Origin of the sequence: Paenibacillus sp. CH40 (assembly GCF_024213605.1) — a bacterium.
Taxonomy (GTDB): Bacteria; Bacillota; Bacilli; order Paenibacillales; family Paenibacillaceae; genus Paenibacillus; species Paenibacillus polymyxa_B.
Window position 1 is genome coordinate 54,502 of record NZ_JANAVQ010000013.1, and the last position, 12,429, is coordinate 66,930.

Sequence of the window (12,429 nt, forward strand, 5' to 3'; positions counted from 1 at the left end):
ATCTCATTGCTAATTCCCCATGGAAGGAGACCAACCCATGCCTATGAGCTTGTATAATACGCCTCAAGGTATCTTTTTACGGCCATTTAGCTTGGCGGATAGCGAAGCCCTTCTCGCCCTTAGGCACCGTAATAGGGATTCCCATGCGCCTTATGAGCCGCTTTACGAGGATTCATTTTTCACATTAGAGAAACAGCAGGATTATATCCGTCAGAAATTGCGTCAGGCCGAAGAGGATCAAGGTTACGTGTTTGGTATCTTTCTCTTAAAGGAAGAACGGCTCATCGGTTATATCTCTATTTCCAATCTAGTACGTGGAGTTGGACAATTCGCTGATATCGGCTACATGATGGATCATCATGAACAGGGTAAAGGGCATATGACCGCAGCCTTAAAGTTGATCATACAATATGCCTTTCGTGCCTTATCTCTACATCGTCTCCAAGCGGGTACCCTTTTGCATAATGATCCCTCACAACGTGTATTAAAAAAGTGCGGCTTCCAGCCAGAAGGCATTGCTCGCAAGCTTGTACAAATTCAGGGCACATGGCAGGATCACCAGATGTTTGGACTTTTAGCTGAGGATGACGTGTGGCAGAGCTAAATGACTGCACAGGGACAACATTAACAGTAAACAAAAAACCGCCCGGCTTATGCCGAGCGGTTTTCTTACATCATATTCGAAAAAATGATGTTATACAATCATGTCATCCCATACTTAAGGAGCAACAGTTTGCATTTTTTGTTGCAGCTGTTCCATAGTCAGGACTTGATCACCTGTTGGAATACCCACTTTAAATGCTGCTTTAGCATTGATTTTACTGTATTGCGTGTAGCCTGTTACGGACAATTTTACATTGTCTTTTGTAGCCGGATCATTCATCTCTACATTCGCATTCAGGTCTTGATACACAGGAATGTTATCCTTGTTCAAAGCTGTGTTAATGTCAAACTGTTTCACTGTCAAGTAATTTTTCAACTCATCCAGCTTTTTGCTAACTTCGCTGGTGTTGGATTGCAATTCTTTCTTCGCTTCAGCCAGTTCTTCCTTCTTCACTTGAAGCATGCCAGCATATTCATCTTTAGACATCACATCAAGGACTTTAGGAAGCGCCTTAGTGATAAATGTATTGGTAGCTTGCTTCACATTGTCGTTCGTAATTTTGAATTGAACGACTTGTTTAGCTTCAACGCCTTGTGGCAATTTAGCGTCTTTAGTATCAATATCAAAGAAGTACGTAGCTTGATCATACTCGTTCATAATAGCAGCAATCACTTCATTCGCAAATTTCTGCGATTTTTCCTGATCCATGGCTGCAGGATTAAATTCTTGTCCTGATTGTTTAGCCAGTTCTTGTGGATCAATGACGAGGAATTTACCTACAACATCCTGTGGAAGTGGGTAAAATGGAATATTAGGAATTTTAACGTACAGTTTATCTTTAGTCATTACCATTGGAATCGTGAAGCTGGTGGAAAGATCACCTTTCAAATGAATGCCGAGCGTCATTTCAGATTGGAAAGGTTCTTTTTGGTATACACCATCCAGCGTAATATCAGCATTTTTCAGCATGCTAGTTACCATTGCACTTTGCTCACTTGGAACAGAAGCGGATGTAATGGTCAGTTCCTTAATCGTGAATTGACTTTTGGATTCATAAGAGTTCAACTTCATTGCATTTGCAGTACCAGTCGTAACAGCTTCCTTCGGTTCTAACTTCTTGCTACAACCTACCAGGGCTACCGTCAAAAGCAACACCATAGTGAGTACCAAGACGGATAACTTTTTACTCATTGTGTAGATTCTCTCCTCTCGTAATTAACCCCTTTTTTATGCTAACAAAAAAAATACACACCTCCTATTTTAACTCATATTCTCAAACGGCGAAACACTTATTGGAAAATTTTCTTACAATAAGCACAAAGACACCCTGGCTCTCTTACCAGGGTGTCTTACACTATGCAATATATTTTAGGAGAAAGGTCTGCCTGCTTATGAGCCTTCTCTATTATGATGATCCACGTGATTCCGCTGTTTTACCTTCTTGGAACCGGATAACGGCTCTTGCTGATGACTACGCTCCCGCTTTTCGTTACTTCCACCAGAATCCTGTGCTTCGGGTACAGGAATGGCTTTAGGCTTACCCATTTATGCATCCTCCATTCTCAGTCTATATTTGTGGTACATCAACGAATCCGTTTATTACCATTTAAAATAGGACTATAGATGGTGTAGATCTTCCGTTTTATCGTGATTTAGTGAATCCTGATGACGGCGATCATTACGATCCTGCTGCACTTGCTGTGCCTGATGACTATTAACTGGACGCTGCTCCAAATCATCAACAATGTTAGACAGGTTTTTATCCAGTCCGTTTTTGGCTTTTGTCATGTAGCCTTCCTCCTCATTCCTTCATGACCTACGAATGCGTCAACGACTGTAATGTTTGGGCACATTGGTGAATATGGCGAGTATAATCGGACACTAGCTGCTGAATGATATCTGTTCGTTCATCCACAGACTGTCCGTCCCGCTCTACATCGACTAAGCTAACCTGTACTTCCCGGGAGTCTACATAAGTACATGCAAAATCAAAGGAGTACATTTGTCGGCCTTCTACCTCGATATGGATCCGTATAGCCCGGTTGTCAGCTTCATCTGCCTGTACCTGTGATTTGTCCCCTGAATTCAAAAGAATCGGCAGTTGTTCCTGCCAGGCCTCTACCAGCTTTTGCTGATCTACTGTCATTTCTCGATTCATGCCAGCACCTCCACATCTGATAACGTGTGAAAAAAACGAGCTTTTTATACAACAAAAAAGCCACTCTCCACGATTCCTAATCATTAGCTTATAAAGGCCAATGTATCAGCTATCGTATTTGAATGGCTTGGTTTATTTAGAGTATGGCGGAGAGGATGGGACTCGAACCCATGTGAGCTTGCACTCTAACGGTTCTCAAGACCGTTACTACCTATGAAAAGCCGCCGAGCCTTGGTATGACTGGGTTTGTGAAGTCTAATGCAAGAACCGCTACAACTGCTGGCCTGTCTGCAACGCTGCCGTGTCCCCCTTGCCATTATCTGGAGGCAACCAGGTGCACGGAGCTGCTCCGATAGCTCATTTTTATTGCACCAAAACTATAATAACTGATTGAGCTTGCTTTCAGGCTCTTCACCATTTTCTACACGTTTTATATTGTTTATAAAGAAATCATATCTTTTTTTATGAAATTTTCGACCATCAGGCATTCCTGCTGTATGGGGAGTAAGTATCACATTACCCAGATTCCGGAGCTCACTGTCAATAGGAAGCGGTTCAGATTCAAACACATCCAGGCATGCGCCTGAAATATCCCCGTTTTTTAATGCATCAATCAAGTCTCTTTCGTTAACAATCCCGCCGCGGGCTGTATTGATAAAAAGAGCGGTATTCTTCATTTTCTTGAATGCCGCTTTGTTGATCAGTTGTTTGGTTTGCTGAGACAAGGGTACATGTACACTGACTATATCCGATGTGCTTACAAGAGTATCGAAATCCGTCATTTTCACAAAACCGTCAGATTGTACAAGAGCATTTCTCGCATAAGCCAGCACATTCATATCAAAAACCCTGCAAAATGCAGCTACTTTTTTTCCGATAGCGCCCAAACCGATAATCCCAATCGTTTTGCCTTTTAATTCACTCCCTGTATAGTCCAATTGATTTTCATCCATCCTGTTTTTCATGAAAGTATCAAGAAACGGTATGTTTTTATAATAAGACAATATCAGTGCCATTACGTGCTCGGCCACTGCCTGTGCATTCACTCCTGCAGCATTGGCCACCCAAATGCCGAGCTGTGTACAGGCAGGGACATCTACATTATCAAATCCTGCACCCGTCTGTACCAATTTTAATTTTTTTGCGATAGAAAGCAGGCTGTGATCCACTTTAATATGTTCAGGGATGATTACCTGGCAATCTTCAATATGATGCAGCATTTCTTTTCCGGGCGGGACAATTACAACATTCCATTCTTGAGGAAAATACCTTACAATATTTGATTTCGAGGTCTCGCTAAAATAGCCAACTATGAGAATCTTCATTGCTAAACCACCTTTCATTACCTATACCATTCTTCCAAGAAAACCCGTTTGATGATCTTCATTTTATCCTTTTGAAGAAGAAGTGATTATTTCCATATTATAGACTTCATCGGCAGTACAACCTCTTGAAAGGTCATTGATCGGTGCATTTAGCCGCTGCAGGATCGGACCATATGCCTCAAAGTTTCCAAGACGCTGCGCTACCTTACAACCCATATTACCGGCATGAATACCTGGTGAATATGAAAACGTACTATAATAAAATTTGACCCCTCGTCTTTATTAACGATAATTTTAAACATAAAGAATAATGTTGTAAAACTCAAATATTTTGTGAACTATATTAATCATTTCTATATATTGAGGAGGTATTCTATGTATTTTCCTGGGATTGAAGCGTTTTTAGCTATCGTACGGACCGAGAGTATAAGCAAAGCGGCCGAATTGCTGCACCTGTCACAAGCTACGGTGAGCTATCGGTTAAAGACATTGGAACAGGAAATGGGTGGCCTTTTGGTTGAGCGAAGAAAAGGGGCACCCAAAATCAGTCTCACCCCAAAAGGGGAAAACTTTTTTAGCATTGCGGAAAGATGGGATGCTCTCTGGAGGGAAACACAAATCTTGCAGGCTAGCGGTTCGCAGTTAAGTCTGGCAATAAGCGCTGCCGAAAGTATAAGTCAATTTGTTTTGCCTCCTGTATATAGAATGCTTAATCAGCATATCCCGTCCATCCGACTGCAAATTCGTACGCAGCATACTCAGGAAGCTTTTGATAGTATTGAGCGGCGCGAGATGGATGTGGCGTTTGTGGTGCGAGAAATCGTGTCGCCTAGTGTCACTGTTAAACCGTTTTTTACTGAAGAAATGATGCTGTTGCGCCTGGCTGTGTCGGGGCGGCAGGCCGGAGATACTGTTGAAATGGAAGAATTGGCGGCGCAAGACGAAGTCTTCATAAATTGGAATAGAGAGTTTCAATTCAGACATGACCAGTGGTGGGACCCTCTTTGCCCGTCCCGTGTTCATCTGGACTCAGCGGGACTCATCACTACTTTTTTGAAGGACGCTAGACAATGGTCGATAGTTCCCGCTTCGATTGGCGCACATATGATGCGGATGGGAGATTTTGTTCTTCAGAAACTATCGGTATCGGTGCCTCCAAGAATATGCTATAAGGTAACTCATAAGTTTCCAAACCAAGCTTTACACGAGCCCCTTCGTATTCTTGATAACTATCTGCAAGATATATTTGGAATACAATGATCTGACCTGTCGAGATATTAGTTGCAATTGATTATGGGCCTGCAAACTGATGTATGAAAAAAATAGAGTATGCGGTGTAATAGCGTTTGAACAGTCCCTCCAGTGTCAGAATCTCAGGCGATACGCTCGCTCTCTCATCCTGCGCCACCCGAGACGTTTCCAAAACCGATGCACTCAGACGATCAAGAAACCGCTGGGGAATGTCCAAACTATTCTTCCGCTGCCCGCGTTTACGCGGTTTGCCCCCCGTGTTTGTATTCATAATCCTATACCTCATCCTATACCTCCGTCAGATGTTTATCCAACGGTCACGAACACAAAAAAACGCACCACACCGCTATCCAACGGTAAAGTGCGTTTCAATCATACTTGCTACAAATCCTTATGCAGCAAGGAAATTATTAAACTGACGGAGAGGATGGGATTCGAACCCATGTGAGCTTGCACTCTAACGGTTTTCAAGACCGCCCCGTTATGACCGCTTCGGTACCTCTCCAGGTGGTAAATGGATAAAGCTGCTTCCCTTTTAAACATACTCAGGCGCAACAAAATTATTTTACCACAGAACTTCTAAGAATGCAACACTTACTGTTTAGGAGCAATAACCTCAATGCCTCGCATGTATGAACGCAACACTTCTGGAATCACGATGCTTCCGTCCTCTTGCTGATAGTTCTCCAAAATAGCAGCCACAGTCCGCCCTACAGCCAATCCTGAACCGTTCAGCGTATGTACAAATTCAGGCTTTGCCTTCGAATCTGGACGAAACCGGATGTTCGCACGACGCGCTTGGAAGTCTTCCGTATTTGAACAGGAAGAAATCTCACGGTACATGCCACTCTCAGGCAACCATACTTCCAGATCGTACGTTTTGGCAGACGTAAAACCCATATCTCCAGTGCAAAGTGCCAGCACGCGATATGGAAGTCCGAGCAGCTGTAAAACACGCTCAGCGTTATTCGTCATTTTCTCCAATTCCTCATAAGAGGTATCCGGGTGAACCAGCTTAAGCATCTCTACCTTATTGAACTGATGCTGACGGATCAGGCCACGTGTATCACGTCCTGCTGATCCTGCCTCCGAGCGAAAGCAAGAGCTGTATGCCACATAATATTTCGGAAGCTGCTCCGCATTCATAATCTCTTCACGGTGGTAGTTCGTTACCGGAACTTCAGCCGTAGGAATGAGATAATACTCAGTATCACGCAGCTTGAACAAATCTTCTTCAAACTTCGGAAGTTGACCCGTTCCGTACAAGCTGTCCCGATTTACAATGTATGGAGGAAGCATTTCTTCATAACCATGCTCACTGCTGTGCAGATCCATCATAAAGTTAATCAGCGCACGCTCTAATCTTGCTCCCAGTCCTTTGTAGAACGTAAAACGAGAACCCGTTACCTTGGCTGCTGCCTCAAAATCAAGGATATCTAGATCCTGAGCCAATTCCCAATGCGCTTTGGGTGTAAAAGAAAACTCGCGCGGTTCCGACCAGCGACGGATTTCTACATTATCCTCTTCCGATGCGCCTACAGGTACTGTATCATTAGGAATATTCGGAATAGACATCAACAATTCATCGATCTGAACTTCCAGTTCGCGTACTTGCTCATCTAATTCTTTGATACGATCGGAGACTTGACGCATTTCTGCAATAAGATCATCCGCATTTTCCTTGTTCTTCTTCAACTTGGCTACTTCACCGGATACCACGTTCCGACGATTTTTGAGCCCTTCACTTTCCTGAAGTAACTCACGACGGCTTACATCCAGATCTGTAAAACCATTAATCAGATCCAGAGATTTCCCCCTGTTCTGCAAAGCTTTCTCAACCCGACCAAGCTCATTACGTAAAATCTTTATATCTAACACAGGTAATCCCTCCTACACTACAAACCTGACTTTCACTATTCGCGGACCATATCCACAAAATATTGATGTAACCGGTAATCGTCTGTTAACTCCGGATGGAAGGATGAAGCCAGCAAATGACCCTGACGGGCTGCCACGATCTCGCCGTTATACTCAGACAACACATCTACTCCCGTTCCAACAGACTGAATTAATGGCGCGCGTATAAATACAGCACGTACCGGTTCCTCAATCCCTTTAATGTTCAAGTCTGTTTCAAAGCTTTCTCTTTGGCGACCAAATGCATTACGCGATACTGTAATATCCATGAGTCCCAAATGTGCTTCTTCCTGTCCTTGAATCGTTTTAGCCAGTACAATCAATCCTGCGCAAGTGCCAAATACAGGCTTGCCTTGATTAGAAAACTGACGTATAGCCTCTATGAAATCATACTTGCGCATTAGCTTACCAATAGTGGTGCTTTCACCACCGGGAATGATAAGACCGGACAGCTCATTGAGCTGTTCGATCTTCTTCACCGCTATACATTCCGCACCCGCACGCTCAACGCTACGTATATGTTCAGCTACAGCGCCTTGCAGCGACAATACACCTATTTTCATGCCGGTCCCTTCTTTCTTACCAACCACGATCCTGCATGCGCTCATGCGGTGCCAGTTTGGAAATTTCAATGCCTTTCATAGGAGTTCCCAAATTCTTGGAGACTTCTGCAATCAGCTTGTAATCCGTATAATGAGTGGTCGCTTCCACGATTGCACGTGCAAACTTCTCAGGGCTATCCGACTTGAAAATACCAGAACCTACAAAGACGCCATCAGCGCCTAAATGCATCATTAACGCGGCATCGGCAGGTGTTGCTACACCACCCGCTGCAAAGTTGACCACAGGCAGTTTGCCAAGCTCATGCACTTCCAACAGCAGTTCATATGCAACCCCGAGGTTTTTCGCTTCTGCATACAGCTCGTCCTTCGACAAGTTTTGCACCTTGCGAATTTGACCATTGATAAAACGCATATGCCGAACGGCCTCAACAATATTCCCAGTCCCCGGTTCGCCCTTCGTACGGATCATAGATGCACCCTCACCAATACGACGCAGCGCTTCTCCCAGATCCTTGGCTCCACAAACAAATGGAACGGTGAACTCCCGCTTATCAATATGGAAAACTTCATCCGCAGGTGTCAGCACTTCGCTTTCATCGAGATAGTCAACACCGAGAGATTCCAGTACCTTTGCCTCTACATAGTGACCGATACGAGCCTTAGCCATAACAGGAATAGAAACAACCTTCATAACTTCTTCCACAATCGTTGGGTCAGCCATACGAGCAACCCCACCAGCTGCACGGATATCCGAAGGCACCCGTTCAAGAGCCATTACAGCTGTAGCTCCTGCTGCCTCTGCAATTTTAGCCTGCTCAGCGTTCATGACATCCATGATTACGCCACCTTTTTGCATCTCTGCCATACCTCTTTTTACACGCGAAGTTCCCGTTTCCATGTCGTTGCCTCCTATAAGGGTTACGTTTAGATTCTAACTTAATATTTTACCGCACGAATGCCAAATACACAATCATTTCAAGCTGCAAAATAAGTAATGAAAAACAAGGTAGATCGCTTAGCTTCGCTTTTTTAGAAGAGGTTCTTAATTCCCTGGAACAGATCTCCGAAGAAATCACCGATTGCCCGGAAAAGCATTCGGAACCAGCCGCCCTCTTCTACTGCCGTCGTAGTAACCAGATCCACGGTTTTCGTCTGCCCTTTATCCACACCGTCTGTCTTGTACGTGTACGTAATTGTTCCGACTTTGGCCCCTTGCTTCAAAGGTGCCACCAGAGAGCTTGCTGGTGTAATGTTCGTTGTAAAGGTTACCTTAGGATTGCTCGCACCCTTAGGTACGATAAAGCTTACTGCATCCTTGGTGACGATCGGTACTTCTGTTTCCGTACCTTTGGTCACTGGCACATTCTCAACACCCTTAACCACCGTCTTTGGAGCAATAACCTGCTTCACTTCAAAATTATCAAAACCATAGTTCAGCACTTTGGCTGTCTCTGTAAAACGGTGTGCATCTGAATCAGCTCCCATAACTACACTGATGAGACGCATTCCGTTGCGTTCAGCGGTTCCTGTAAAACAGTTTCCAGCATTAGCCGTGTGGCCTGTTTTCATTCCGTCTAAACCTGGGTAAGCAAACTTTCTAAAGTTAGTAATATTTTTGTTTGCTTCTAGCATCCAGTTATAGTTAATAATTGGCGCCTTGTCAGTAGGACGGAATTTGTAAGATTGAATTGTCGTAAATCGTGTGTAATCTGGATGATCTTTAATGATGTAACCAGCCAGAGTAGCTGCATCTCTCGCTGTCATCACAGTTTCCCGGTCTGTGTCTGGTTGAAACCCTGTAGGCATATCACCACGGTCCAAACCAGTCGAGTTGATAAAATACGTATTTTTCATGCCCATTCTCTGAGCTGTTTCATTCATTAGTTTTACAAAGTCCTGCTCAGTTCCAGATACGCGTTCAGCAAGGGCTACTGTTGCATCATTAGCAGAACCTACCGCCATTGCAATATAAAGCTCTTCTACCGTATGTTGATCCCCTTGAGCCAAAAAAATACGTGATCCAATGCTCTTAGAAGCATTCTCGTTAACCGTAACTTTATCCGTCCACTTGAGTTTACCTTGCTTAACCTGTTCAGCCACGATGTATTCTGTCATCATTTTAGTCATACTTGCTGGTGGAAGTGGCTCATCTGGATTCATAGACAGCAATACTTGCCCAGTGGAAGGCTCGATTAAAATGGCGGAACGTAGTGCCAGACTAGGGGGGTTAATAGAACCTGTCCCCGTAATATTGGTTGCCTGTGTTGCCGCTCCAGCTGCAAAAGTAGCCACACTCGGATCGAAATTGCCTACCACAGGCAATGCCGACATATACATCATATTAAGCACCATGACTGCAGTCACACTCTTTTTAATCATGCTGCGTTTTTTATTCTGCTTTAAAATGTTCGCTTTCAAATGAATACAAACTCCTCTCGTACCTCAACCCGATCGCTATGAATAACGAGACGGTGGTTACAGCCTCTACTTGGCCAATGTAATTAATGTTTAAGTGTTATAAAATCCAGTTTCACTTCGTTTGCTTAGTTGTATCCTGTCATGAGCATTTTCTGCTCGAATCTTCTTCACTGGTAGGAATCATCCAAAAGACCTACGTGTCCTAATTCGTCATTAATTTCGTCAAAAAGGCGGACACTTGTCTATTCTATCACAGGGGTATCTCTAAAAAAAGACAGGCAGAGCGAAATACGCTCTGCCTGTCGTCAAGTCTAGTACAGCCGAACTTTATAGAGAGTAATTTGGTGCTTCTTTCGTAATTTGCACATCGTGCGGATGGCTCTCACGCAGACCAGCGCCTGTAATACGGATAAAGCTTGTATCGTTACGAAGCTCCTCAATATTAGCTGTACCGCAATAACCCATACCGGAACGAAGACCGCCCAACAGCTGATGAACAGTGTCGGAAAGTGGTCCTTTATAAGCAACGCGTCCTTCGATGCCTTCCGGTACCAATTTCTTGTCGTCATCTTGGAAATAACGATCTTTACTACCCTGCTTCATCGCAGCCATAGAACCCATACCACGATATACTTTAAAGCGGCGTCCTTGATAAATTTCAGATTCGCCTGGGCTTTCTTCCGTACCTGCAAAAAGACTTCCCAGCATTACCGCAGAAGCGCCTGCCGCAATAGCCTTTGTAATTTCACCGGAGTATTTAATACCACCGTCTGCAATGATCGGAATATTATATTCACGTGCTACTGTTGCACAATCATAAATTGCTGTTACTTGTGGAACACCAATCCCTGCGATTACGCGTGTTGTACAGATGGAGCCTGGACCAATACCGACTTTTACGACAGATGCTCCTGCTTCAATCAATTCGCGCGTTCCGTCACCAGTAGCTACATTACCTGCTACAATCGTCAGATCAGGATAAGCTTCACGTAGCTTGCGGACCGCTTCAATAATGTTAATATGATGGCCGTGAGCAGAGTCCACAACAATCATATCCACACCAGCTTTTACAAGTGCTTCAGTCCGATCAAATGTATCCTTGGAAATGCCGACAGCCGCACCGACCAGAAGACGCCCTTGTGCATCTTTCGCTGCGTTCGGAAATTGAATAGCTTTTTCAATATCTTTAATGGTAATAAGGCCTTTTAGATAATTTTCATCATCGACCAAAGGGAGCTTTTCAATTTTATGCTTTTGCAAAATGACTTCCGCTTCCTGTAAAGTCGTACCCACAGGTGCAGTTACCAGTTCTTCCTTCGTCATGACTTCACTGATTTTAAGGTTAAAATCGTGAATAAAGCGAAGATCGCGGTTAGTAATAATACCCACCAGTTTGTTTTCTTCATTTACAACAGGTACACCAGAAATACGGTATTTACCCATAACTGCTTCAGCATCGGACACCAAATGATCTGGAGTCAATGAGAATGGATTGGTGATAACACCGCTCTCCGAACGTTTAACTCGATCCACCTCTACCGCTTGCTGTTCAATGGACATATTTTTATGAATAATACCGATACCGCCCTCGCGAGCCATCGCAATTGCCAACACTGCCTCAGTAACAGTATCCATACCAGCACTCATCAAAGGAATATTCAGCTTCACGTTATCACTCAAACGAGTCGCCACGCTTACTTCTTTGGGCAGAACCACCGACTTGCGAGGTACCAGCAAAACATCGTCAAAGGTAAGGCCTTCCTTACCGAATTTATCTTCCCACACCAAGATGATCCTCCTTCAAATTGTTTAGTCTGTATTGGTCTTGTTGTCTGTCCGACATGGACAAATCAAGGCTCTCTGAAAATATATTATTGCCATCTTAGCAAAGCGGTATAGGGGTGTCAAGCCTTCATCAATAGCCCTAACCTTTAGTATTTCCCTGTACAAACAACTGTACTCCTACGAAGGACAACCTTTAAAAATAAGCGTTTCCAAAGGTAATAGCTATTCACAAAAGCATATCTCCTCTTTGAATGCGCAGCATAGAAGCAATTATATAAGTGGTTTGTACCGTAATATACCAAAGAGGACCATGATCTCATTGAGATCATGGTCCTCTTTACTTGTTGCTTGGCGACGTCCTACTCTCCCAGGACCCTGCGGTCCAAGTACCATCGGCGCTGGAGGGCT

General features: G+C 43.9%; 13 protein-coding genes, 1 tRNA gene and 1 pseudogene. 2 read left to right on the forward strand and 13 right to left on the reverse strand.

Annotated elements, in window-relative coordinates; genetic code table 11:
* The first annotated feature begins 37 nt into the window (after positions 1 to 37).
* Entirely contained in the window at positions 38 to 604 is a 567-nt protein-coding gene (locus tag NLX73_RS23825) for a GNAT family N-acetyltransferase (RefSeq protein WP_254327528.1), read from the forward strand.
* A 114-nt stretch (positions 605 to 718) separates the two neighbouring features.
* Here NLX73_RS23825 and NLX73_RS23830 read toward each other — a convergent pair whose 3' ends face one another.
* The 6 genes and pseudogenes from NLX73_RS23830 to NLX73_RS23855 form a co-directional block, all read right to left on the reverse strand.
* Positions 719 to 1,795 carry a hypothetical protein gene (locus NLX73_RS23830; protein WP_254327529.1) on the reverse strand — a complete coding sequence of 359 codons (1,077 nt, stop codon included), beginning with the start codon at positions 1,793 to 1,795 and terminating at the stop codon, positions 719 to 721.
* 198 nt (positions 1,796 to 1,993) lie between these two features.
* Positions 1,994 to 2,149 (reverse strand): small acid-soluble spore protein P, encoded by a 156-nt coding sequence (locus NLX73_RS23835; protein ID WP_029514956.1) that lies wholly within the window; start codon positions 2,147 to 2,149, stop codon positions 1,994 to 1,996.
* A gap of 72 nt (positions 2,150 to 2,221) precedes the next feature.
* Positions 2,222 to 2,392, reverse strand: coding sequence for a hypothetical protein (locus NLX73_RS23840; RefSeq protein ID WP_007428073.1), 171 nt, complete (start codon positions 2,390 to 2,392; stop codon positions 2,222 to 2,224).
* 28 nt (positions 2,393 to 2,420) lie between these two features.
* Complete coding sequence (locus NLX73_RS23845; protein WP_029514958.1) at positions 2,421 to 2,762, reverse strand: hypothetical protein; 342 nt, start codon at positions 2,760 to 2,762, stop codon at positions 2,421 to 2,423.
* A gap of 377 nt (positions 2,763 to 3,139) precedes the next feature.
* Positions 3,140 to 4,087 carry an NAD(P)-dependent oxidoreductase gene (locus NLX73_RS23850; protein WP_254327530.1) on the reverse strand — a complete coding sequence of 316 codons (948 nt, stop codon included), beginning with the start codon at positions 4,085 to 4,087 and terminating at the stop codon, positions 3,140 to 3,142.
* Between the two features lie 63 nt (positions 4,088 to 4,150).
* Positions 4,151 to 4,324: pseudogene (locus NLX73_RS23855) on the reverse strand (phosphate acyltransferase); the annotation flags it as partial.
* Positions 4,325 to 4,462: 138 nt separating this feature from the next.
* On the opposite strand from NLX73_RS23855, the gene NLX73_RS23860 reads away from it, so the two are divergent.
* Positions 4,463 to 5,347, forward strand: coding sequence for a LysR family transcriptional regulator (locus tag NLX73_RS23860; protein ID WP_254327531.1), 885 nt, complete (start codon positions 4,463 to 4,465; stop codon positions 5,345 to 5,347).
* Between the two features lie 31 nt (positions 5,348 to 5,378).
* Here the strand turns inward: NLX73_RS23860 and NLX73_RS23865 are convergent, their stop codons facing one another.
* The 7 genes from NLX73_RS23865 to guaB form a co-directional block, all read right to left on the reverse strand.
* On the reverse strand, positions 5,379 to 5,609 hold the full coding sequence (locus NLX73_RS23865) for a hypothetical protein (RefSeq protein WP_254327532.1): 231 nt from the start codon (positions 5,607 to 5,609) through the stop codon (positions 5,379 to 5,381).
* 148 nt (positions 5,610 to 5,757) lie between these two features.
* Positions 5,758 to 5,843: transfer RNA gene (locus NLX73_RS23870), tRNA-Ser, on the reverse strand.
* Between the two features lie 89 nt (positions 5,844 to 5,932).
* Positions 5,933 to 7,216: a serine--tRNA ligase gene (serS, locus tag NLX73_RS23875; protein ID WP_254327533.1), complete on the reverse strand. Its 1,284-nt coding sequence runs from the start codon at positions 7,214 to 7,216 to the stop codon at positions 5,933 to 5,935.
* 35 nt (positions 7,217 to 7,251) lie between these two features.
* Complete coding sequence (gene pdxT / locus NLX73_RS23880; protein WP_013308175.1) at positions 7,252 to 7,818, reverse strand: pyridoxal 5'-phosphate synthase glutaminase subunit PdxT; 567 nt, start codon at positions 7,816 to 7,818, stop codon at positions 7,252 to 7,254.
* A 16-nt stretch (positions 7,819 to 7,834) separates the two neighbouring features.
* Entirely contained in the window at positions 7,835 to 8,716 is an 882-nt protein-coding gene (gene pdxS, locus NLX73_RS23885; RefSeq protein ID WP_061831829.1) for a pyridoxal 5'-phosphate synthase lyase subunit PdxS, read from the reverse strand.
* Between the two features lie 131 nt (positions 8,717 to 8,847).
* The gene (locus NLX73_RS23890; protein WP_254327534.1) at positions 8,848 to 10,236 is read right to left on the reverse strand and encodes a D-alanyl-D-alanine carboxypeptidase family protein; all 1,389 of its coding nucleotides are present in this window, start codon (positions 10,234 to 10,236) and stop codon (positions 8,848 to 8,850) included.
* A gap of 327 nt (positions 10,237 to 10,563) precedes the next feature.
* The gene (guaB, locus tag NLX73_RS23895) at positions 10,564 to 12,021 is read right to left on the reverse strand and encodes an IMP dehydrogenase (RefSeq protein WP_013308172.1); all 1,458 of its coding nucleotides are present in this window, start codon (positions 12,019 to 12,021) and stop codon (positions 10,564 to 10,566) included.
* Between the last annotated feature and the right edge of the window lie 408 nt (positions 12,022 to 12,429).

What these genes read in the sequence shown, in the direction of transcription:
- pdxS (WP_061831829.1), bottom strand. Translation starts at nt 8,716, where the DNA reads ATGGAAACGGGAACTTCGCGTGTAAAAAGAGGTATGGCAGAGATGCAA.
- NLX73_RS23850 (WP_254327530.1), bottom strand. Translation starts at nt 4,087, where the DNA reads ATGAAGATTCTCATAGTTGGCTATTTTAGCGAGACCTCGAAATCAAAT.
- NLX73_RS23860 (WP_254327531.1), top strand. Translation starts at nt 4,463, where the DNA reads ATGTATTTTCCTGGGATTGAAGCGTTTTTAGCTATCGTACGGACCGAG.
- pdxT (WP_013308175.1), bottom strand. Translation starts at nt 7,818, where the DNA reads ATGAAAATAGGTGTATTGTCGCTGCAAGGCGCTGTAGCTGAACATATA.
- NLX73_RS23835 (WP_029514956.1), bottom strand. Translation starts at nt 2,149, where the DNA reads ATGGGTAAGCCTAAAGCCATTCCTGTACCCGAAGCACAGGATTCTGGT.
- NLX73_RS23825 (WP_254327528.1), top strand. Translation starts at nt 38, where the DNA reads ATGCCTATGAGCTTGTATAATACGCCTCAAGGTATCTTTTTACGGCCA.
- NLX73_RS23840 (WP_007428073.1), bottom strand. Translation starts at nt 2,392, where the DNA reads ATGACAAAAGCCAAAAACGGACTGGATAAAAACCTGTCTAACATTGTT.
- NLX73_RS23845 (WP_029514958.1), bottom strand. Translation starts at nt 2,762, where the DNA reads ATGAATCGAGAAATGACAGTAGATCAGCAAAAGCTGGTAGAGGCCTGG.
- NLX73_RS23830 (WP_254327529.1), bottom strand. Translation starts at nt 1,795, where the DNA reads ATGAGTAAAAAGTTATCCGTCTTGGTACTCACTATGGTGTTGCTTTTG.
- NLX73_RS23865 (WP_254327532.1), bottom strand. Translation starts at nt 5,609, where the DNA reads ATGAATACAAACACGGGGGGCAAACCGCGTAAACGCGGGCAGCGGAAG.